The organism is Lentibacillus kimchii (assembly GCF_042666895.1).
GTDB lineage: Bacteria > Bacillota > Bacilli > Bacillales > Amphibacillaceae > Lentibacillus > Lentibacillus kimchii.
The window spans coordinates 104236-124031 of sequence record NZ_JBHTGR010000006.1; the positions used below are offsets into that span (position 1 = coordinate 104236).

Consider the following 19796-nt stretch of genomic DNA (forward strand, 5'->3'; position numbering starts at 1 on the left):
TTGCGTTTTCAGGTCACAGACGAGCTTTCCACTTATGTGACTGTTCGATAGAATTTCCGACTTTCTCTAATATGGGCTCAATTGAAGCTTCTTGTTCCAGTAAATCGTAATCGGAAATATCAATACGCAGAATTGGGCAGGCGTTAAAGTTATTAATCCAGTCTTCATAACGGTTATAAAGTTCTTCCCAATAAGAAGTTGGTGTGTTTTTTTCCATGTCGCGGCCGCGATTTTGAATGCGCTCGATAATGCTGTCAAACGAACCTTCCAGATATATCAGCAGATCCGGGTGCGGGAAGTATGGGGTCATGACCATGGCTTCAAACAAGTTTGTATATGTTTCATAATCTGCTTTGGACATCGTGCCATTATCGTAATGCATTTTGGCAAAAATGCCAGTATCTTCATAAATCGACCGGTCCTGGATAAAACCGCCGCCGTATTCGAAAATCTTTTTTTGTTCTTTAAATCGTTCAGCCAGGAAATAAACTTGCAGATGGAAGCTCCATCGTTCAAAATCCTCATAAAATTTGCCGAGATATGGATTTTTATCGACTTTTTCAAATGATGTTTTGAAATTTAGCGCGTTTGCCAATGCTTTGGTCATAGTGGATTTCCCGACGCCGACCGTACCAGCCACTGTAATAATACTGTTATGCGGAATGCCATATTTATCTCGTAAATTCATGATTATGAGCTCCTTTTATGTGCGGATTAGCCTGAAAATCAGTCAATTGTTTGGTTACACGGTTAATGATGGCTTCAAGGTCCTGTTGATAGCTGATAAAGTCCATGTCATCACCGTTAATCCGAATAATCGGGATATCTGGGTGACGTTTTTCGAATTCGTCCATATAGAATTCATAGTCCTGTGCAATCTGAGCCAGGTAGGACGTCTCAATATTTTGTTCAATAACCCGTCCACGCAGGCGGATACGTTTTAAAATGGTATCCAGACTGGCATGCAAATATATCACGATGTTGGGTAAGGGCATGTCCTCTGTTAGTATCCCATAAATTTGTTCATATTTGGTGAACTTATCAGAAGGCAGGGTTCGCCTGGCAAAAATCATGTTTTTAAATATATGATAATCAGCGATAACGCCTTGGTTTTGCTTGAGGTAATAGCGTTCAGTATCTTCCAGTTGCTTATAGCGGTTGCAGAGGAAAAACATTTCTGTCTGGAAGCTCCACTCCTCGATGTTGTCGTAAAATTTTCCCAGAAATGGATTTTCGTCGACAATTTCTTTCAATAGATGGACGTTTAGATAAGCCGACAATTTTGCGGCTAGTGATGTTTTCCCAATGCCAATCGGCCCTTCAACCGCAATAAACGGTGCCTCTGCCATAACATTCCCTCCCGTCAGATGAAGATTATTCGACAGACGACCCTAATTCTAGCATATAAAAAAGACCAGTTCCATCTCAAAACAGCTTTCACCTTTGCATTTTACTTTAAATTTTGTATAATATATTATGTGCTTTTTCATCAGCCGTACAGCTATTTAAGTAATTGGCCGTGTGATTAACATGCCCCTGTAGCTCAGCGGATAGAGCGTTGGCCTCCTAAGCCATGTGCGCAGGTTCGATTCCTGCCGGGGGCATCAAAAACACCGCTATGGCAGGACTTGTGACCGGTGATATAGTCGCAAGCCTTACTGGCCATCACACGGATTCGACTTAGTAAAATAGAACAGAGGACGGTTCATTTTTAGCCCTCTTTCCGTTTCTTAACTCGGAAAGGGGATTTTTGTATTTCCGGTTCAAAACACAAAAACAAGCCAATTGTGAAGCGTAGAACAGTACCGCAGGAGTTAACAGATACAAGTATTAATTTAACGCTCACAGATGCCTTGGAGTACGTTATTTCATTTAAAAAATCAGTGGGATGCCGGCAGCGCACTTTAGATGATTACAGAATTGCTTTTAACGATTTTTCCGAATACCTAGACGAGAAACAGCCGGAATTTTCATTGTGAAAGTATTTGTGATTCATATTGCTATTTTGGATGTTAATTTTAAAATAATTAAGATTTATTTATGGAATTTTTTTGAAGGTATTAAAATGTTTATGCTAAAATATACGCAGTGTAAGCATTGTTAAGCACGCGGACCAGATAGCTTAGTAAAAGGGGTATAATGGGAAGCTAACGAGCAGAAGGGTTAGGGGCTTATTCAATGAGATACTTCCTGAAGTTAAATGTTATTAGTATTCTATACGCTCTTATGATATTTGTTCCTCTTGAACTTATGCTAAATGTGTATAGAATTAGCAGATTAACAAATTGGGAAATTGGCACGGTTAATATTTTGACTGGTGTAATATTAATCGTCGACGTTATAGGTGGTACAATACTACTTGTTTTCTTAACAAAAAAGTGGCTGGGTGAGCGAAAAGCAAACTTTTGGACAGTCATCCTATGGGTACCCTATTTTGTTCTGTTTATTTATATATTCGCATCCTTATTTCCGATAACTTATGGTGGAGATGCCCCTAATCCTGTTACTGGTCTTTTAGCGATGGGAGGATTTATTGTCTATCCGTTTTATATACTAATTCTCAACTTTTTTAGTATGATCAGTGGTGATAAAACGATTAAGACTGCCTAAATAAAAAGGATTGTGCAAAATTGTACTTAACGAAACGGGGGCAGTTGTGGAATAAAATACTGCTCTCTAAAGTATTGAAACGTCTCTTTCTTTTTAAAAAGTTAAAATGAAAACTAAAATATAACCAACGCAGGAGGGGAAAGCATCAATAATAAGATTAAACTGTTTATATACATAATAATATTAACTCTCTTGTGCAGTGGATGTACCTCTGAGTCGGATGGTCTAATTCCTGATAATAATTATGCTCAATTATTTATAGAAAAAAAGCTATCCGAAGATGTCGAATATAAAAAAATATGGAATAAGGAAAAGCTGAACAAAGTCAGAGATTCACTTAATTCTGTTTCAGTAGAATCTCCCGGAAGTCAAAAAACAAAAGAAATTAAAAATAATTTAAATGAAAAAGGAGCATATATATTATCATTCTTGACGCAAAAGGATTTAGATAATAGAACGACAGAATCAGTTTTTTATTTAGCTTTATTAGAAAATGGACGTATTGTTTATTCCGATCATAATGACCACGATGAAATGAGGATACGATTAATGTCCGTAAAAAAGAAACCTAAATTAGTTAAAGGAATTATTGAAAAGCTTTACAATACCGAATAGAATACCTAAACCCATAAAGACCATCAAAAATAACTAAGAATACGAATGAATAAGGGCAAACTCTGCATTTCTGGAGACTTTTTGGTAGTAAAACCCTCAATTCGATTGAGGTGATCCATAGTGTCACTATTCAGCTAATCCGCAGCATAAGCAGTTAACACTTTTTTCGCGTTGTGTACGTTCACTAAGTTGCGATGATTAGAGTCCATCTCGACGTAAAAAGGCGCAATTCCAGCGAAGTGAATTGCGCCTGTCGTTATATGCATTTTGTGTGTTTTATTCGGTGGTGCTGGTTTCATCTTTTGCTGATTTCGGCACATCCGAATGCCCGGTGTCGAAGGATTTCTGATCTGCTTTATGTTTATTCAAATCAGAGTGACCGCTGGATACATAATCGTCCAGTAACGCTTTTAAGTCGATGCCGGTCGTTTCTTTCAGCGATTCCTGAATACCTAGCATCGTTGTCGTGACGTTATTCGCCACTTTGGATGAGCCGCCTTGCGAGTCGCTGCCGCCCATGTCGATAACCTTCATATCCTGAATTTGCGCAATAGGGGCAGCGACTTTCTCAGCATACTCAGGCAGGACGTTGATAAGCATCTCCACAACCGCTGCTTCGCCGTATTTCTCCATCGCCTCGGCCATGCGTTCTTTGGACTCCGCATCGGCCAACCCCTTCTGGCGAGTGACTTCTGCTTCTGACTCCCCTTTGATGCGTTCCTTTTCCGCTTCTGCTTCGGCTTCTTTCGTTACTTTATATGCATCAGCGTCAGCAATCGAGCGCCTGCGTTTGTTTTCTTCCTCTTCCAGTTCGACTGCACGCTGCTTTTCAATGTATTGCACCTTCAGTTCTTCATCTTTCACCTGCTGGGCAAGCCGCTGCCGTTCCAGTTCACCTGCCTGCTCAGCATTAGCATTGGCGCGGTTTGTCTCTTTCTGAAATTCGGCCTCTTTAATGTCTTTGTCTTTTTTAGACTGGGCAACCACTGTCAGGCGATGATTTTCTTCTTTTTGCGCCTCTTGGTCGTTTTGGGCCTGATAGATGCGCGTTTCTTTTTTGGCGTCGGATTCCGCTTGGTTGGCTTGCTTTTGCACCTCGGCAATATGCGGTCGGCCCAATGCATCAATATAGCCATTTTCAGTATCAACATCTTCTACATCATTCAATGCAAACGATGTGATTTCAAAGCCCATGCCTTTCAAATCGGATTCAGCAATCTTCTTGACCTGTGTGTTAACCTCTTTAAAATCATTGTAAATCTTCTCAATGGAAAGTGATGCTATAATAGCCCGCAAATGGCCATTCAAAACGTCCTTAAGTTCCTCCTCGCGTTCATTCTGCTTTTTGCCGAGAAATTTTTCTGCGAAGTTTGCCATGATTTGCAGTTCACTTCCGATACTGATAACGGCTGTGCTGACGACCCTTACTGGAATCCCTTCTCTTGTATATGCTTTTTCAGAATCCACCTTTAGCTGAAATGATGTCAGATCAATAGGCGTTGCTGTCTGGAACATACGCAGCCGATACCCGCCGCCGCGAATAATTTTGACCGAGCGGCCATTTTCATCCTGAAAAATGTTTCGCTCCTTCTCCGGATCACCTAGCTTGGGTCCTGTGACAATCAAGGCTTCATTGGAACTTGCGGTTTTGTAGCGAATCCGAAAAATAATAAATGTAATAATCCCTGCAATGAGTGCTAGGGCTACAATAATTGCCAGAATTATTAAAGTCAGCGCGTTCTCAAAAATAAAATAACCCCCTTAAGACATATTAAGTATTTCACTTATTTATTCAATAACTGCTTTCTCAAGAAATTTTCGCTTCTATCATAGTATTCACATCAGCGCTATTTTAGAAGTTTGGCAAAAGTTAATTGTTACAATGACGCGCTTATGCTGATTATCTTCTGCGATGCGAGCCTGATTGTCATCGACGATAATGCGGTGAATTCCAGTGTCGAAGCCGAACTTGACGAAGATGATGATCGCCGTATTTACGAAGTTGAATTAGAAATGACAGATGGAGGAGAGGCAGAAGCAGAAATCGATTCCCCTGATGCTGGGGTGTTCGCTGAGCTGCCTGCTTGGCTGAGGATAGCTGGTTTACTATAATCATTAATGTGATCATTTTAAGCAGATCTTTGCCAGGATATCAATCACTGTATTGGTTAACATAACCTGAGAAGGAGTGATTTCTAATGGGTAAAAATATAGCAACTGTTATCACTGATATGTTTGAAGATGTTGAGTACACCGAGCCAGCTAAAGCTTTTAAAGATGCTGGGCATCATGTCGTAACGATTGGCGATGAAAAAGGACGCCAGGTTACGGGCAAAAATAAAAAAGAGACTGTCACGATTGATGAGCCGATTGATCAGGCTGATCCGGATGATTTTGATGCCCTCTTTATCCCGGGTGGTTTTTCACCGGATGTGCTGCGTGCGGATGAACGTTTCGTTAAATTTGCGAAACAGTTTATGGATGAGAAAAAGCCAGTATTTTCCATCTGCCACGGTGCGCAACTGCTGATTACGGCAAAAGCGCTGGAAGGGCGCGATGCTACTGGTTTTAAATCGATTCAGGTGGACATGGCATATGCAGGTGCTAATGTCCATGACCAGGAAGTTGTCGTCTGCAGCGATCAATTAGTCACAAGCCGCGAGCCGGACGATATTCCTGCATTTAACCGGGAAGCATTGAAACTTCTGGCCAGCTGATAAACACTAAGAATCCCCAGACCCGCTGCTTTCAAGCGTCCTGGGGATTTTATTTATTTTTTAGTGATCGTGAAGTTATCCTCTAAAAGCAGCCAGTTCTGCGGGAAAGCGAGACCTAATTTCCAGTAGCTGATGCCCAGGAGACCCTGATCCTTAATTAAGTCGAATTTCGCCTGAATGGAACGGGCGTCTTCAAACCACACATCATGCTGGCTGCCCCCATCGTCGGTATACGTATAGAATGGTGCCTGTGCTACTGTGTCATATCGAATGGCTGTCTGCTGTTTGTGTGCCCGTGACAGAGCCTGCTGCGGGCTGAGTGCTTCAGCTGGTTTATTTTCAGTATAGGGAAGTGTCCAGTCATAACCGTAAAGATTCTGACCGAGCAAAATTTTATTGGCTGGCATGACACTGACAGCGTAGTTAATGACATCTCGTACTTCATCGATTGGTGAGACTGCTCGGGGCGGACCGTAGCTGTAGCCCCACTCATATGTCAAGAGGACAACCATATCGACAATCTCACCGTGGGCCGCATAATCATGGGCCTCATACCAGGCACCTGTCTGCTCACTGCTTGTTTTGGGCGCGAGAGCTGTAGATAGCATAAGCCCCTCGTTTGCTAGACGCTGTTTCGCTTTTCGCAAAAAGGTATTATAGGCTTCCCGGTCGTCTGGTGCTAAAAATTCAAAATCAAAATGAACATCCCGGAAGCCCGTTTGTTTAGCTGTATTAACGATGTTGTCCAGAAGCGTATTTTGCACTTTATTGACTGTCAGGATAATGTGGCCAAGTTCACGGCTGAATTCGCCGTTTTCCAGATTTGCCACAACCAGCATAAGTGACGCATTGCTGTTTGATGCTATTTGATTGAAATTATCCAATAGCGGTGCTGTGAGTGTCCCGTCACGGCTGACCTCGTAGCTGAACGGGGCCAGATAAGTAAGATGGGGTGCCGCTTTTTGAGCACTGTTAATTAATGTATCTGACACATTGTCACCCATTGGTTCGATATACGCATTGCTTGTTATGTCAGGCTTTGGCTGTTCGGGAATGTATAAACGCGTTCCAATGGACAGGCTGCTGTTCACTGGTATTTGGTTGACCTGGGCCAATTCATCAGCAGACAGGCCAAACTGCTGACCAATCGTAAACAAGGTATCACCCGGCTGTACAAAGTGAAATTGTCCGGCGATTGGAATGACCAGTGATTGGCCGACAGCGAGTTTATCCGGTTTTTTTAATTCATTGGCATCAATCAGATCATTCAGTGAGGTGCCATATGTACTGGCAATGTCATTCAGTGTATCACCTTGACTTACAACATGAATCTGCAAATAAACCCCTCCTAAAACAGCTGTTTCCTTATACAACTGTATGATGCCGTTCAGGGCTATATGACCTTAAATGGGATCGGTGGCTGCTTTCATGACGGTGCGCATTAAATAAAGTGAGTACTCAGTCCCCTCTTTTTCCTCGGATGCCGTACAATTTTGCGGGATGTGCATGGTATAGCCGTACATATAAGCATCCTTAGCCGTGAATAAGAGGCAAATATCACCAGCAATCCCTGCCATAATGAGGTGCGTTTTACCAAGTTCCATCAGCAGAGACTGCAGCGGTGTTTGAAAAAAGGCGGAATGCTGAGGCTTGATCAGAAAAAAGTCCGAAGCATCCGGCTTAATGTCCTGAATGATGTGCTGATTCGCTCCATTTTCGCATGTGCTGGTAATTCGTTGCGGATCAGCCTGCCAGATGCCATAATGATCATTAACGTAGATAAGAGGCAGATCCTGGTCTCTTGCAAACTGCTTCAGCTTTTTCACATTAGGTAATATCTGATTGGTATGGCTGAGCAGTTTATCACCGCCTTCAAAAGCAAAGTCATTTAGCATATCAACCAATAAGATGGCGCATTTATCGAGCGGTATTGTCATAGAAAAACTCCTTTCCAGTCTTTTTCAGTTTCTCCTGAACAGCTAATTTCAAACGTTGCGGGGTGTTATTGATGGATGATGAAGGCTTCATGCAAGAAGCAATCCGACAAGCTTATAAGGCGAAACAGATGAATGAAGTTCCCATCGGAGCTATTATCGTCTATAAGGGAGACATTATTGCCCGTGGCTATAATGTCCGGGAAACATCAAAGACGGCCTTATCCCATGCTGAGCTTATTGCCATCAGTGAGGCTAACCGTCATATGGGAAGCTGGCGGCTTGAGGATTGTACATTATATGTCACGCTTGAACCGTGTCCGATGTGTGCTGGTGCCATTGTGCAGTCCCGGATGAAACGGGTTGTCTATGGTGCCCCTGATCTGAAAGCGGGATGCGCCGGAACGCTTATGAATCTGCTGGAGGATGAGCGGTTCAATCATCAGGCTGAGGTAACCAGCGGCGTGCTTAAGACGACGTGCAGCAGCCTGCTGACGGACTTTTTCAGAGATCTGCGTGAACGCAAAAGCCGTAATGATGACTGAGCCCCCATCTGCCGGTGAAAAACGTGCAAATTGCAGCCACCTGAATGATTATTATTGCATTTTGGCCTGATAGTGATTATAATAATGAGTGCCGTGCTAAGCGGGGAGTTAGCGGTGCCCTGTACTCGCAAGCCGCTACAGCGAGGCCGAATTCCCATGCAAGGTTGGGTGTCTTCGAGGCCTGCCTCAACGGAGTGGTGTTGACGCCCAGGTCCTGCGCAACAGGAACCCATGAACCCTGTCAGATCCGGAAGGAAGCAGCAGTAAGTGGTTATTCTTGTGTGCCGCGGACAAACCTGAGCCGAGCCATGAACTTGGGTAACGCTTGGGGATGCCTGATCGATCATGGGTGCACGGTATACATAATGAAAAAAGACTGCATCAATGCCCTGTTATGGACAATTGATGCAGTCTTTTTATACTGATTGGCACGACGTATGAAATAATGGTTTATGGTTCACATTTACTTATAAAGTCGCGTATAATTGAATTAGCATTTATGAAAGGGAAGCATCCACTATGACCTATCAGGCACTATACCGTGTGTGGCGGCCGAAAACGTTCGAGGACGTTGTCGGACAGGGCCATATCACGCAAACACTGCAAAATGCGATTAGACAGGAAATGTTTTCGCATGCCTACATCTTCTCTGGTCCGCGGGGAACAGGGAAAACAAGTGCTGCGAAAATCTTTGCAAAAACAATTAATTGTGAACAGGCGCCAGTCAGTGAACCGTGTAATGAATGTGCTTCCTGCCGCGGTATTCAGGATGGGTCGATTTCCGATATTATCGAGATGGATGCCGCTTCGAATACCAGTGTTGAAGATGTTCGCGAAATACGTGATAAAGTCAAGTATGCTGCCAGTTCAGTTCCTTATAAGGTGTATATTATTGATGAAGTGCACATGATTTCCACGAGTGCATTTAACGCTCTGCTGAAGACATTGGAAGAGCCTCCGAAGCATGTTGTCTTTATACTGGCAACAACCGAGCCGCATAAAATCCCGCTCACAGTCGCTTCCAGATGCCAGCGCTTCGATTTTAAGCCGATATCCAATCAGACAATTGTTGACCGGCTGCGAACGGTTATTGAATCAGAAGGCATAGCGGTGACAGATGATGCACTTGGAACCGTTGCCCTCACGGCAGAAGGCGGCATGCGGGACGCCTTGAGTGTTCTGGATCAGGCCATTTCCTACAGTGGTGATCAGGTTGAACTGGATGATGTTCTAACTGTAACCGGCGGTGTCGCGCAGGGGATTTTAACCGATGTTGTACGAGCTATGTATGCGTCTGATGCACAAAAGGCCTTATCACTGCTTGATGAACTCATTCAGAACGGGAAAGATCCGGCGCGTTTTGTCTATGATCTGATCTACTTTCTCCGTGATGTACTCCTGTATAAAAGTGCTCCGTCACTTGAGCGTATATTGGAACGGGCGATCGCTGATGAACCGTTTGAGCAGCTGGCGCGTGACGCAGGGGATGCGTGGCTCCAGGAAGCCATTACCCGTCTGAATCAATGTCAGCAGGAGATTAAATGGTCAACCAGCCCGAAAGTATTTATCGAGATTGCGATCCTGGCGATCACCAATCAGAACAGCCAGACCAGTGAAGCGGATACTCCAGTAACCCAGGCTGCTGATACAGAAACGGTAACAAAGCTGACAGGCAGAATCGAGCAATTGGAGAAAGAACTGACAAATCTGAAGGAAGCACCGGCGAGTGCTGCATCACAGGCACCAGCGAACGAACCAAAACGGTCAGCCCCAAGGCCGGCCAAGAATGGCTACAAGGTTCCCCATGAGAAAATCCGCCGTGTACTGGATGCTGCCGAACGTCCGATTCTTAAAGAAATTCAGTCTCAATGGGCTTCGTTTTTAAGTCAGCTGAAATCGACAAGTGCCCCAGCACATGCTACAATACAGGACAGCAAACCTGCCGCTGCATCAAGCGACAGTCTCGTTGTTCAATTCAAATACGATATTCATTGTTCCCTGTTTTTGGATAACCGGGAAACTGTGGAATCGGTTCTTACAAATGTAACGGGCAAAAAACAGACCATTATTCCGATTCCCGCAAAAGAATGGCAGGAGCTGCGCAATGACTATATAAGCAAGCAAGAGACAGCAGAACCGAACGATGATCAGCAGGAAGAGGAATCTCTCATAACCGAAGCACGAAAATTGGCTGGAGATGATCTTCTGGAAATTCACGATGAATAAATTATTTTGAGGAGGCGTTTTCCATGAAAGGCAATATGAACAATATGATGAAACAAATGCAGAAGATGCAGAAGAAAATGGAGCAGGCTCAGGAAGAGCTGCAGGAGATGACCTTTGAGGCGACATCCGGAGGCGGCATGGTTAAGGTAACGGCTAGCGGCAAGCGGGAAATTACAGATGTGCAGGTTTCTGAAGACGTGGTTGACCCGGATGATGTCGATATGCTGCAGGACCTAATTTTAACCGCTACAAACGATGTTCTCCAGCAGATTGAGGATAAAACGAATGACACGATGGGCCAGTTTACGAAAGGTATGAATTTGCCCGGCGGGATGTTCTAATGTCATCCGAAAGATGCCGGCAGACATGTTGAATGAACGCCGAAGCATCATTCAGGAAAACAATTTGAATGGACGCCGTGTTTTTCTGCGAGGAGGCGTATCATGTATTATCCGGAACCGATTTCGAAACTGATTGACAGTTTCACAAAATTGCCAGGGATTGGCCCTAAAACTGCTGTCCGTCTGGCATTTTTTGTATTAGATATGCAGGAAGACGATGTTATGGAATTTGCCAGATCGCTGGTGAATGCCAAGCGGGAGCTGACCCATTGCTCAACGTGCGGTCATATTACCGACCAGGATCCGTGTGCCATCTGTCAGGACACATCACGGGATGGTTCTGTCCTTTGTGTCGTCCAGGATCCAAAAGATGTGATTGCCATGGAGAAGATGAAAGAATTCAACGGGAAATATCATGTGCTGCATGGTGCGATTTCACCGATGGATGGTATCGGTCCTGAAGATATTAACGTATCTGATCTGATTAGCAGACTGAAGGATGAAGAGGTCGAGGAGCTTATTCTAGCGACGAATCCGAATATTGAAGGTGAAGCGACGGCGATGTATATTTCCCGTCTGGTGAAGCCATCCGGTATTAAAACCAGCCGGATCGCCCATGGATTACCAGTTGGCGGAGACTTGGAATATGCAGATGAAGTAACACTCTCTAAAGCATTGGAAGGCAGACAAGATTTATAAAGGTGATGCGTATGAAGCAAAAAAAACAAAGGCAGGAAGCTGACAATCAATTATTGGAAGCTTTATTTTCGGCGGAAAATGAGTGGAGACAAATTCAGGCGATCATGGATAAGAGTGTTGAACCGACGGAAGGTGGCTGGTTCCAGTTAAAACTTGCACAAGCAAAATATCTATTTTTGCTGCGGGAAGCAAGACGGCGGGACGTCCGCGCGATCCAGCAGCATTGACTATTAAGGGTTCTTTTTCGCTTGTCCTTTTCATATGGTTATAGAAAGAGGCAAGGAAAAGGAGTGATGCGGCATGAATGCTACCCTGGTTATTTCAATAATGGCTGCCTTAATCATCGTTTTACTGATTGTGGGTGCACCGGTTAAGCCGATGCGATTTATTACCAGCACCACCGTTAAGCTGGGAATCGGCTTATTATTTCTATTTTTCTTCAACGTATTTGGTGGTGCGATCGGACTGCATATACCTATTAATGTATTTACCGTCGCTGTATCCGGCTTGCTTGGTTTGTTTGGACTAGCCTCCCTGGCTGCGATTCATTTGCTGATTCTGTCGTAAAAAAAGAAGATCCCCGCCATCCTGGCCTTTGTCAGATAAGAAGGTATCAGGAAGAGCCTCATAAACATAAGATTCATTAAGCCGTAAAAAAGGTTTCAATGATTAAGAGATTTGTCAGTATAAAATTCGTTAGATTAGGAGAAACTAAACTAACGGAGGTGGGGACATGGAACAAAAAATGATGGCAGAACGGTGCGGTATTTGTGAAGAAATGAAGGAAGAGGGCATTCATTTATACAAACTATTTATCTGTTGCGAATGTGAAACAAACATCATCCATACAGAACCAAGAGAGGAAAAATACCGCTATTATCTGCGAAAGCTAAAAAATGTGAATCACTCAACTCTCTATTCCTAATCAACTTAAGGTCGCTGCGAATTCGTTGCAGGGACCTTTTTTACTGGCTTATGATATAAGCAGATTACGACTAGAGAGAAGGGCAGGTGCATTATGCAGCGTGATCAGTCAAAGACGCCTTTATACACGCAATTGAAGCAGTTTAAAAATCAAAAACCGTTGTCATTTCATGTGCCCGGGCATAAAAATGGCCGGATTTTCGCGCCGAATGCCTGCCAGGATTTTCAGGAAATTTTGCCGCTTGATCTGACGGAGTTAAGCGGACTGGATGATCTGCACGCACCAAACGGTGTTATACAGAGTGCCGAAGAACTGGCTTCAGCTTTTTTTAGAGTTGACTATACGCATTTTTTGATTGGCGGGAGTACGGCTGGCAATCTAGCGATGATCCTGTCGGTCTGCTCATCCGGTGACAAGGTTATCGTGCAGCGCAACAGTCATAAATCGATTTTTAATGCCCTTGAACTGAGCGGAGCCCTGCCGGTATTTGTCGCCCCGGAATTTGATCGTGAAGCCCGCCGGCTGACAGCCCCCAATACGGCTACAGTGCAAACGGCTTTAGACAACCATCCGGATGCTAAAGCTTTGGTGCTGACCTACCCCGATTATTTCGGTAAAACCTTCCCTTTGCATGAAATGATTTCGCGGGCCCATGCCCGTCAGATACCTGTTCTGATTGATGAAGCACATGGTGTACATTTTTCCCTGCATAAGGATCTGCCGGCTTCAGCTGTAGCACTTGGGGCAGATGCTGTTGTACAGTCTGCGCATAAGATGGCTCCGGCCATGACGATGGGTGCTTATTTGCATGTGCAGTCAGCGCACTTATCCAATGCAGCCATCCAGTATTATTTACAAATGATTCAATCAAGCAGTCCGTCGTATCCGGTAATGGCTTCACTGGATCTGGCGCGTTTCTTTTTAGCTGATCTGACGAATGATGATTGGGACGATATCCACACGAGCTGCTATCATGTGAAGCAGCTGCTGGCAGAAAGCAGTCATTGGGAGGTTGCCTCGGGCGATGACCCGCTTAAGCTAATATTACAGGCAAAACGAGGATTGACTGGTTATCAAATTGCACAACTGTTTGAGCAATTTGATATTTACCCGGAATTGGCCACCCATAAGCAGGTGCTGTTTATTCATGGCCTGGCCCCTTTTACAGACTATGAACGATTAAATAATGCGATCAACTATATTAATGCAGAATTAAAAAATACAGCAAGTCATGATATAATGGAGAAAGATGAAATAGACAATCTTATGACAGAACGTGTGACAGAGCTTGCAATCGATTATGCAGCCATGAAGCAGCGCAGCACACAAACGGTTCCGTTATCACAAGCCTCAGGCTGCATTGCGGCGGAACCTATAACACCTTATCCGCCTGGCATCCCATTTATTTTAAAAGGCACGCGTATCACTCATGGGCATATCCACGTCTTATACCAGCTGCTGCAGCAGGGTGTGCATCTGCAGCCTCAGACGATCGATAAAGGCATCAGCGTTTTTCATTAAAGGAGTAGTCAGATGTGAATGGTTTGTTTATAACCTTTGAGGGCGGCGAGGGATCCGGCAAGTCGTCTATTTTAAAATCAGCAGAGCAAAAGCTGGCCGCTCGCGGCTATGACGTTCTGGCAACACGGGAGCCCGGGGGCATTGAGATTGCGGAGAAGATCCGCTCTATTATTCTTGATCCGGAGCATACGGCAATGGATGCACGTACGGAGGCCCTGCTTTATGCAGCAGCCCGGCGGCAGCATCTGACGGAAATCGTCAGGCCGGCTCTTGAGTCAGGGAAAATGGTCCTCTGCGACCGGTTTGTCGACAGCAGTCTCGCTTATCAAGGGTTTGCCAGAAGTATTGGAATGGATGAGGTGCTCGCCATTAATCAGTTTGCCATACAGGACCTGATGCCGGATCGGACTCTGTTTTTTGATATCAATCCGGAAAAGGGCCTGGACCGCATTGCCCGCAATGAGAATCGGGAGCGGAATCGCCTCGATCTTGAGCATATCCGGTTTCATGAGCAGGTATATGCAGCTTACTGGAAGCTGGTGGCAGAGCATCCGGACAGGATTCACGTTATTGATGCGGATCGGCCTTTTGCAGACGTTGAGGCGGATACAATACAGGATGTGGTTTCCTATGTAAATCACATGTTAAGAGAGGAAGAAGGAAAATGAAATTATTGATTGCCATTGTGCAGGACAAAGACACCAGTCGTTTGACTGACGTTTTAGGTGAGGAAGATTTTAAATTAACGAAACTGGCCACAACGGGTGGTTTTCTCAAAGAAGGAAACACGACACTGATGATTGGTACTGACGACGACTATGTTGACCGTGCCCTGGAAATCTTCCGGGATAACTGTTCCAAACGTGAACAAATGGTCGCCCCGATTTCGCCAATGGGCGGCAATGCGGATTCATATATTCCCCAGCCTGTTAAAGTCGAAGTCGGCGGTGCCACTGTCTTCATTATGCCGATGGAGCAATACTATAAGTTTTAACAGCTGAATTGACTCTCCTGCAATCTGCTTAATCTTTTAAGGACTGAGTTTTTATGAAAATAAATCCGGAATTACAATCCCAAATGGATACATCACCCAAAACACATCAGGTGCCGGCTGAAGGGCGAACGTCGTTCAGCAGCATGGTTCAGTCCCGGACTGAGCATTTAAAACAGCAGGAAATCGGCCAGCTGATGGATTATCTGTCACAGCAGGGTAATAGGCTGGCACGATTTCGCTCGGTCCGTGATCTGGTGAAATTTAAACAAACTGTTAAGCGTTTGTTAAAAGAGACGACCGGTGGGGGTCTTTCGCTACAAAAGTCCCGCAATTTTCGGATGAATGGTGAAAGCAGTCAACTGGCTCTAGTTAAAGCTGTTGATGATAAACTGGTCGAATTAACCGACGAGGTAATGGATGACGAACAGGAAACGATTGATTTGCTCGGACTGATCGGTGAGATTAAAGGGCTGCTCGTTAATTTATATATGTAACACAAAAGAGGGTGCACTATGAAGTCATGGGAAGAACTCACTAAGATTCAGCCGCTCGCAAGCCAATTGATGACGAACAGCATTAAAAAGGGCCGTATCTCGCATGCTTATTTGTTGCAGGGAGAACGTGGAACCGGTAAGGAAGAGATGGCGCTGTTACTGGCGAAGACGCTGTTTTGTGATGACCGGTCCGGTGTTGAACCCTGCCAGGAATGCTATGTGTGTAAGCGAATTGATTCAGGAAATTACCCTGATGTGCATTGGCTGGAGCCTGACGGGCAGTCAATCCGTAAAGAGCAGATTGAAGAACTGCAAAAAGAATTTTCCTATACCGCGCTGGAATCCAGTGAAAAGGTTTATGTTATTAAGGGTGCCGAGACGATGACGGTGAATGCGTCCAATCGTCTGTTGAAATTTCTGGAGGAGCCATCACAGAGGACAACGGCGATTTTACTCACAGAAAATAGTTCTTCGATTCTGCCGACGATTCGCTCACGCTGTCAGACGATCGATTTAAAACCGCTCAACCCGGAAGCCTTTCAGCAACAGTTAATGGACGAGGGTGTTTCATACAAATCAGCTGTTTTGTTAAGCGCTTTGACAAACCGATTGGATGAGGCCATTTCCTGGAGTCAGGATGATTGGTTTGCCCAGGCTCGAAAACGAATGCTACAATTAGTAGAAACGTATTCGACCAATCCTGAGGACATTTTTTTGTTTATTCATCAGACATGGCTGCCGCATTTTAAGGAGCGGTCACAGCAGGAATTGGGACTCGATTTACTGCTTCTGGCTTTCAAGGATATACTTTTCTGCCATCTTGGCAAAGAAGATGATATGGTTGTATTTGTTAAGGATGAGGCACGATTGGAAAATTTGGTGATGACCTTCTCACAGGAAAAATTGCTTGACATATTGCAGTTAGTGCTTGATGCTAAACACAAACTCAGGCAAAACGTCAATCCAACACTTGTGATGGAGCAGCTTACCATTCAAATACAGGGGTGATTCGATGATTGAGGTGGCAGGTGTCCGTTTTAAGCAGGTGGGCAAAATCTATTATTTTGACCCGGACAGCTATCCGCTTGAGGAGAATGATTACGTTATTGTTGAAACAGCTCGCGGAGTTGAATTCGGCAAAGTGGTTATAACGAACAGAATGGTTGAGGAAGATGATGTTGTTCTGCCGCTTAACAGAGTGATTCGCAAAGCCAGCGAAGAAGATAAAATGACAGTGGCTGAAAATAATGAGCTGGCTGACAGGGCGCTGAAAATTTCCCCTCAAAAGGTTAGAGATCACGATCTTGATATGAAGCTTGTAGATGCTGATTATACATTTGATCGTCAAAAGATTATTTTTTACTTCACAGCAGAAGGGCGGATTGATTTTCGCAACCTGGTGAAGGATCTGGCGGCAACCTTTAAAACACGGATCGAACTGCGGCAGATCGGTGTGCGTGATGAAGCAAAAAGACTTGGCGGCATTGGTCCTTGTGGCCGGCTGCTCTGCTGTTCAACTTTTCTGGCAGACTTCGAACCGGTTTCCATTAAGATGGCCAAGGATCAGAATCTGTCTCTGAATCCCGCTAAAATTTCCGGTTTGTGCGGCCGTCTTATGTGCTGCTTAAAATATGAAAATGACGACTATGAAACCGCTAAACGGGAATTGCCGGATATAGGTGAAGATGTGCGTACACCATATGGTGAAGGAAGAGTCACTGGCTTAAACATACTGGACCGTGTGATCCATATTAAGTTGCTTGAAGAAGAACGCGAGATTGAATATACATTGGATGAAATGATTGAGGAAGGCATTATAACAGCGCAAGCCACAGAATAGTGGGGTGAGAAGCGTGTCAAAACGACAAATTTTTGATCAGGTGTCCGACATGGAAACCCAAATTGGTGAGCTGTATGAACAGCTTGGTGATCTAAAAGGCAAACTGAGCCGACTTTTGGAAGAAAAGCACCGTCTGGAGATGGAAAATCATCATTTGCGGGGCCGACTGGAGCAGGCCGATGACGATTTTCAGGAAGACGAAGTCGTAAAAGATTCTCATATACCCGGCGAGGGTTATGATAATCTGGCAAGGCTCTACGAAGAAGGGTTTCATATTTGCAATGTGCATTTTGGCACGCCGAGACAAGATGAGGATTGTCTGTTCTGCTTGCAATTCTTAAGTAAAACGAAGTAACACCGCAAGAGCTGTCTCTTTTTGGGAGACAGCTTTTCTATCATAACAGGAATGGACGGGAAAAATGGTAACCATCTATGAAGACGAACGTGTGGATTATTTATTGGCTGAGCAGGATATGTCGATTATTCAGAGTCCGAATGTATTTGCTTTTTCCCTTGATGCTGTGCTGCTGGCGCGTTTCGCATATGTACCGATAAAAAAAGGAGCCATCCTCGACTTGTGCACGGGCAACGGAGCAGTTCCCTTATTATTATCAAGGCGCACTTATGCTTCAATTACGGGGATCGAGATTCAGGAGCGGCTCGCAGACATGGCCAAGCGAAGTATTCAGCTGAATTCACTGGAAGAGCAGCTTACCATCATGCACGGGGATCTGAAGGACATGAAAGACAGTATGGGGCACAGTGCATTTGACGTGGTCACGTGCAATCCGCCGTATTTTCCAACGGAGGCAAAAGCTGAACGCAACCAGAATGATTATCTGACCATCGCCAGACATGAAGTATACAGTACGCTGGAGGATGTTGTAAAAGCCAGCAAACTTCATGTAAGACCCGGAGGCAAGGTCGCCATGGTTCACCGTCCGGGCAGGCTGGTGGATATCATAACATTATTCCGGCAATATAAAATTGAGCCGAAACGCCTGCAGCTGGTTTATCCCAAGCGCGGACGGGATGCCAACATGCTGCTGATTGAAGGCATCAGAGACGGCAAAGCTGATTTGACCATGTTGCCGCCTTTATATATTTACAATGAAGACGATACCTATACAACGGAAGCTGAGGCGATCATTTATGGAAAACCATGAGCATATCGTTTATATTTTAAAGTGTGCTGATAACACGTTTTATACTGGCTATACGACAGATTTAGAAAACCGGGTGCAGATGCATGAGAACGGGGAAGGAGCCAAATATACACGCGGACGCGGCCCGTTTCAGGTTGTCTTTGTCGAGAAATATCCAACTAAAGAAGAAGCGATGAAGCGGGAATACGGGATTAAGCAGCTTACCCGCAAAGGGAAGGCGCAGTTAATCCGGGACAAGCTGAAAGAAGTGATGTACTATGAAAATTCAGAGGAGCTTTAGCAGTGACGAGGAAGTCGGCACAGTTTACGCTGTACCGACGCCAATCGGCAATCTGGAGGATATTACTTTTCGCGCATTAAAAACACTTGAGACGGTTTCTGTGATTGCTGCTGAAGATACCCGGAATACACAGAAACTGCTGCAGCATTTTGATATCCCAACACCCCTTGTCAGCTATCACGAACATAATAAGGAGAACCGCGGCCGGGAGCTGCTGAGCCGCTTGGAAAAGGGAGAATCGATTGCTGTTGTCAGCGATGCAGGAATGCCGGTTATTTCAGATCCGGGCTATGAGCTTATGACCGCGGCTATAGCTGCTGACTATCCAGCTGTTGCACTGCCAGGGGCAAATGCAGCATTATGTGCCCTCGTCGGTTCCGGACTTTCGAGTGATGAATTTTTGTTTTACGGATTTTTACCGCGCAAGAAAAAGGAAAAGGAAGCAGAACTGGAGCGCCTGAAGCCATTGTCAGCGACATTATTGCTGTATGAATCGCCTTACCGGATAAAGGACACATTAACGATGATCAAGGCCACACTTGGCAACCGGCCGATCGCCATTGCCCGTGAACTGACGAAGAAATTTGAGGAATATACGCGCGGGACGGCTGCTGAACTTCTGGACTGGGCTGATGAGACTGCTATGAAGGGTGAATTTTGCCTGGTTATTGAAGGGAACGCTGGCGATTCGGAACAGGGAAGTGACCTCTGGTGGAGTCATCTTTCGGTTGTGGAACATGTTCGTTATTATATCGATGAGACTGGGTATACCAGCAAGGAAGCTATTAAACGCGCGGCTCTTGACCGGAAAATGGCGAAGCGGGATGTTTATCAGGCATTCCATATTGATCAATAACGGGACGTATACAAACACTCTGGTATAAAAAAC

General features: G+C 44.8%; 27 protein-coding genes, 1 tRNA gene and 1 other RNA gene. 24 read left to right on the forward strand and 5 right to left on the reverse strand.

Annotated elements, in window-relative coordinates; genetic code table 11:
- Positions 1 to 13 precede the first annotated feature (13 nt).
- Both ACFQU8_RS04695 and ACFQU8_RS04700 read right to left on the reverse strand, forming a co-directional pair.
- A complete protein-coding gene (locus tag ACFQU8_RS04695) occupies positions 14 to 688 on the reverse strand; it encodes a deoxynucleoside kinase (protein ID WP_382358036.1) in 675 nt (224 codons plus the stop codon).
- Positions 672 to 1349, reverse strand: coding sequence for a deoxynucleoside kinase (locus ACFQU8_RS04700; RefSeq protein ID WP_382358038.1), 678 nt, complete (start codon positions 1347 to 1349; stop codon positions 672 to 674). The genes ACFQU8_RS04695 and ACFQU8_RS04700 overlap by 17 nt, the downstream gene beginning before the upstream one ends.
- Positions 1350 to 1532: 183 nt before the next feature.
- Between ACFQU8_RS04700 and ACFQU8_RS04705 the strand changes: the two genes are divergently transcribed.
- The 4 genes from ACFQU8_RS04705 to ACFQU8_RS04720 all read left to right on the forward strand — a co-directional run bounded on the left by ACFQU8_RS04705 (position 1533) and on the right by ACFQU8_RS04720 (position 3225).
- Positions 1533 to 1604, forward strand: a tRNA-Arg gene (locus ACFQU8_RS04705).
- 183 nt (positions 1605 to 1787) lie between these two features.
- Positions 1788 to 1979, forward strand: a complete 192-nt coding sequence (locus tag ACFQU8_RS04710) for a hypothetical protein (RefSeq protein ID WP_382358039.1) — start codon at positions 1788 to 1790, stop codon at positions 1977 to 1979.
- 199 nt (positions 1980 to 2178) lie between these two features.
- Entirely contained in the window at positions 2179 to 2610 is a 432-nt protein-coding gene (locus ACFQU8_RS04715) for a hypothetical protein (RefSeq protein ID WP_382358040.1), read from the forward strand.
- 192 nt (positions 2611 to 2802) lie between these two features.
- Complete coding sequence (locus tag ACFQU8_RS04720) at positions 2803 to 3225, forward strand: hypothetical protein (protein WP_382358041.1); 423 nt, start codon at positions 2803 to 2805, stop codon at positions 3223 to 3225.
- A gap of 276 nt (positions 3226 to 3501) precedes the next feature.
- Here the strand turns inward: ACFQU8_RS04720 and ACFQU8_RS04725 are convergent, their stop codons facing one another.
- Positions 3502 to 4974 carry a flotillin family protein gene (locus ACFQU8_RS04725; protein WP_449280299.1) on the reverse strand — a complete coding sequence of 491 codons (1473 nt, stop codon included), beginning with the start codon at positions 4972 to 4974 and terminating at the stop codon, positions 3502 to 3504.
- A 144-nt stretch (positions 4975 to 5118) separates the two neighbouring features.
- Here ACFQU8_RS04725 and ACFQU8_RS04730 point away from each other — a divergent pair, with 144 nt between their 5' ends.
- Positions 5119 to 5337 (forward strand): PepSY domain-containing protein, encoded by a 219-nt coding sequence (locus tag ACFQU8_RS04730; RefSeq protein ID WP_382358043.1) that lies wholly within the window; start codon positions 5119 to 5121, stop codon positions 5335 to 5337.
- A gap of 86 nt (positions 5338 to 5423) precedes the next feature.
- The gene (locus ACFQU8_RS04735) at positions 5424 to 5942 is read left to right on the forward strand and encodes a type 1 glutamine amidotransferase domain-containing protein (RefSeq protein ID WP_382358044.1); all 519 of its coding nucleotides are present in this window, start codon (positions 5424 to 5426) and stop codon (positions 5940 to 5942) included.
- Between the two features lie 53 nt (positions 5943 to 5995).
- On the opposite strand, the gene ACFQU8_RS04740 is transcribed toward ACFQU8_RS04735, so the two are convergent.
- Positions 5996 to 7279, reverse strand: a complete 1284-nt coding sequence (locus tag ACFQU8_RS04740) for a glycoside hydrolase family 18 protein (RefSeq protein WP_382358046.1) — start codon at positions 7277 to 7279, stop codon at positions 5996 to 5998.
- Between the two features lie 66 nt (positions 7280 to 7345).
- A complete protein-coding gene (locus ACFQU8_RS04745) occupies positions 7346 to 7879 on the reverse strand; it encodes an isochorismatase family cysteine hydrolase (RefSeq protein ID WP_382358047.1) in 534 nt (177 codons plus the stop codon).
- Between the two features lie 71 nt (positions 7880 to 7950).
- Here ACFQU8_RS04745 and tadA point away from each other — a divergent pair, with 71 nt between their 5' ends.
- The 18 genes from tadA to rsmI all read left to right on the forward strand — a co-directional run bounded on the left by tadA (position 7951) and on the right by rsmI (position 19763).
- A complete protein-coding gene (tadA, locus tag ACFQU8_RS04750) occupies positions 7951 to 8421 on the forward strand; it encodes a tRNA adenosine(34) deaminase TadA (RefSeq protein ID WP_382358048.1) in 471 nt (156 codons plus the stop codon).
- Positions 8422 to 8512: 91 nt separating this feature from the next.
- Positions 8513 to 8778: signal recognition particle sRNA large type (gene ffs / locus ACFQU8_RS04755), an RNA gene on the forward strand.
- Between the two features lie 162 nt (positions 8779 to 8940).
- Complete coding sequence (gene dnaX, locus ACFQU8_RS04760; protein ID WP_382358049.1) at positions 8941 to 10647, forward strand: DNA polymerase III subunit gamma/tau; 1707 nt, start codon at positions 8941 to 8943, stop codon at positions 10645 to 10647.
- A 23-nt stretch (positions 10648 to 10670) separates the two neighbouring features.
- Entirely contained in the window at positions 10671 to 10988 is a 318-nt protein-coding gene (locus ACFQU8_RS04765; RefSeq protein ID WP_382358050.1) for a YbaB/EbfC family nucleoid-associated protein, read from the forward strand.
- Between the two features lie 102 nt (positions 10989 to 11090).
- Complete coding sequence (recR, locus tag ACFQU8_RS04770; RefSeq protein ID WP_382358051.1) at positions 11091 to 11687, forward strand: recombination mediator RecR; 597 nt, start codon at positions 11091 to 11093, stop codon at positions 11685 to 11687.
- Positions 11688 to 11698: 11 nt separating this feature from the next.
- Entirely contained in the window at positions 11699 to 11914 is a 216-nt protein-coding gene (locus tag ACFQU8_RS04775) for a YaaL family protein (protein ID WP_382358052.1), read from the forward strand.
- 73 nt (positions 11915 to 11987) lie between these two features.
- Positions 11988 to 12254, forward strand: a complete 267-nt coding sequence (locus tag ACFQU8_RS04780; protein ID WP_382358053.1) for a pro-sigmaK processing inhibitor BofA family protein — start codon at positions 11988 to 11990, stop codon at positions 12252 to 12254.
- A gap of 166 nt (positions 12255 to 12420) precedes the next feature.
- A complete protein-coding gene (locus ACFQU8_RS04785) occupies positions 12421 to 12612 on the forward strand; it encodes a sigma factor G inhibitor Gin (RefSeq protein ID WP_382358054.1) in 192 nt (63 codons plus the stop codon).
- 93 nt (positions 12613 to 12705) lie between these two features.
- Entirely contained in the window at positions 12706 to 14133 is a 1428-nt protein-coding gene (locus tag ACFQU8_RS04790) for an aminotransferase class I/II-fold pyridoxal phosphate-dependent enzyme (protein ID WP_382358055.1), read from the forward strand.
- A gap of 14 nt (positions 14134 to 14147) precedes the next feature.
- The gene (gene tmk, locus ACFQU8_RS04795; protein ID WP_382358056.1) at positions 14148 to 14801 is read left to right on the forward strand and encodes a dTMP kinase; all 654 of its coding nucleotides are present in this window, start codon (positions 14148 to 14150) and stop codon (positions 14799 to 14801) included.
- On the forward strand, positions 14798 to 15127 hold the full coding sequence (locus ACFQU8_RS04800) for a cyclic-di-AMP receptor (protein ID WP_382358057.1): 330 nt from the start codon (positions 14798 to 14800) through the stop codon (positions 15125 to 15127). Before tmk ends, ACFQU8_RS04800 begins: the two co-directional genes overlap by 4 nt.
- Positions 15128 to 15180: 53 nt before the next feature.
- The gene (locus ACFQU8_RS04805) at positions 15181 to 15621 is read left to right on the forward strand and encodes a YaaR family protein (protein WP_382358058.1); all 441 of its coding nucleotides are present in this window, start codon (positions 15181 to 15183) and stop codon (positions 15619 to 15621) included.
- Positions 15622 to 15639: 18 nt separating this feature from the next.
- Positions 15640 to 16629 carry a DNA polymerase III subunit delta' gene (holB, locus tag ACFQU8_RS04810; protein WP_382358059.1) on the forward strand — a complete coding sequence of 330 codons (990 nt, stop codon included), beginning with the start codon at positions 15640 to 15642 and terminating at the stop codon, positions 16627 to 16629.
- A 4-nt stretch (positions 16630 to 16633) separates the two neighbouring features.
- Positions 16634 to 17461, forward strand: coding sequence for a PSP1 domain-containing protein (locus ACFQU8_RS04815; protein WP_382358060.1), 828 nt, complete (start codon positions 16634 to 16636; stop codon positions 17459 to 17461).
- Between the two features lie 13 nt (positions 17462 to 17474).
- Positions 17475 to 17816, forward strand: coding sequence for a DNA replication initiation control protein YabA (gene yabA, locus ACFQU8_RS04820; RefSeq protein ID WP_382358061.1), 342 nt, complete (start codon positions 17475 to 17477; stop codon positions 17814 to 17816).
- A gap of 64 nt (positions 17817 to 17880) precedes the next feature.
- A complete protein-coding gene (locus ACFQU8_RS04825) occupies positions 17881 to 18627 on the forward strand; it encodes a tRNA1(Val) (adenine(37)-N6)-methyltransferase (RefSeq protein ID WP_382358062.1) in 747 nt (248 codons plus the stop codon).
- Positions 18614 to 18907, forward strand: coding sequence for a GIY-YIG nuclease family protein (locus tag ACFQU8_RS04830; protein WP_382358063.1), 294 nt, complete (start codon positions 18614 to 18616; stop codon positions 18905 to 18907). Before ACFQU8_RS04825 ends, ACFQU8_RS04830 begins: the two co-directional genes overlap by 14 nt.
- The gene (gene rsmI / locus ACFQU8_RS04835; protein ID WP_382358064.1) at positions 18885 to 19763 is read left to right on the forward strand and encodes a 16S rRNA (cytidine(1402)-2'-O)-methyltransferase; all 879 of its coding nucleotides are present in this window, start codon (positions 18885 to 18887) and stop codon (positions 19761 to 19763) included. The genes ACFQU8_RS04830 and rsmI overlap by 23 nt, the downstream gene beginning before the upstream one ends.
- The last annotated feature ends 33 nt before the right edge of the window (positions 19764 to 19796 follow it).

Coding starts and splice junctions, on each gene's coding strand:
- ACFQU8_RS04700 (WP_382358038.1), bottom strand. CDS start 1,349: ATGGCAGAGGCACCGTTTATTGCGGTTGAAGGGCCGATTGGCATTGGG.
- dnaX (WP_382358049.1), top strand. CDS start 8,941: ATGACCTATCAGGCACTATACCGTGTGTGGCGGCCGAAAACGTTCGAG.
- holB (WP_382358059.1), top strand. CDS start 15,640: ATGAAGTCATGGGAAGAACTCACTAAGATTCAGCCGCTCGCAAGCCAA.
- ACFQU8_RS04695 (WP_382358036.1), bottom strand. CDS start 688: ATGAATTTACGAGATAAATATGGCATTCCGCATAACAGTATTATTACA.
- ACFQU8_RS04745 (WP_382358047.1), bottom strand. CDS start 7,879: ATGACAATACCGCTCGATAAATGCGCCATCTTATTGGTTGATATGCTA.
- ACFQU8_RS04790 (WP_382358055.1), top strand. CDS start 12,706: ATGCAGCGTGATCAGTCAAAGACGCCTTTATACACGCAATTGAAGCAG.
- ACFQU8_RS04775 (WP_382358052.1), top strand. CDS start 11,699: ATGAAGCAAAAAAAACAAAGGCAGGAAGCTGACAATCAATTATTGGAA.
- ACFQU8_RS04800 (WP_382358057.1), top strand. CDS start 14,798: ATGAAATTATTGATTGCCATTGTGCAGGACAAAGACACCAGTCGTTTG.
- tadA (WP_382358048.1), top strand. CDS start 7,951: ATGGATGATGAAGGCTTCATGCAAGAAGCAATCCGACAAGCTTATAAG.
- ACFQU8_RS04730 (WP_382358043.1), top strand. CDS start 5,119: ATGCTGATTATCTTCTGCGATGCGAGCCTGATTGTCATCGACGATAAT.
- ACFQU8_RS04715 (WP_382358040.1), top strand. CDS start 2,179: ATGAGATACTTCCTGAAGTTAAATGTTATTAGTATTCTATACGCTCTT.
- ACFQU8_RS04785 (WP_382358054.1), top strand. CDS start 12,421: ATGGAACAAAAAATGATGGCAGAACGGTGCGGTATTTGTGAAGAAATG.
- ACFQU8_RS04825 (WP_382358062.1), top strand. CDS start 17,881: ATGGTAACCATCTATGAAGACGAACGTGTGGATTATTTATTGGCTGAG.
- ACFQU8_RS04780 (WP_382358053.1), top strand. CDS start 11,988: ATGAATGCTACCCTGGTTATTTCAATAATGGCTGCCTTAATCATCGTT.
- ACFQU8_RS04735 (WP_382358044.1), top strand. CDS start 5,424: ATGGGTAAAAATATAGCAACTGTTATCACTGATATGTTTGAAGATGTT.
- rsmI (WP_382358064.1), top strand. CDS start 18,885: ATGAAAATTCAGAGGAGCTTTAGCAGTGACGAGGAAGTCGGCACAGTT.
- ACFQU8_RS04815 (WP_382358060.1), top strand. CDS start 16,634: ATGATTGAGGTGGCAGGTGTCCGTTTTAAGCAGGTGGGCAAAATCTAT.
- ACFQU8_RS04830 (WP_382358063.1), top strand. CDS start 18,614: ATGGAAAACCATGAGCATATCGTTTATATTTTAAAGTGTGCTGATAAC.
- ACFQU8_RS04805 (WP_382358058.1), top strand. CDS start 15,181: ATGAAAATAAATCCGGAATTACAATCCCAAATGGATACATCACCCAAA.
- ACFQU8_RS04765 (WP_382358050.1), top strand. CDS start 10,671: ATGAAAGGCAATATGAACAATATGATGAAACAAATGCAGAAGATGCAG.
- recR (WP_382358051.1), top strand. CDS start 11,091: ATGTATTATCCGGAACCGATTTCGAAACTGATTGACAGTTTCACAAAA.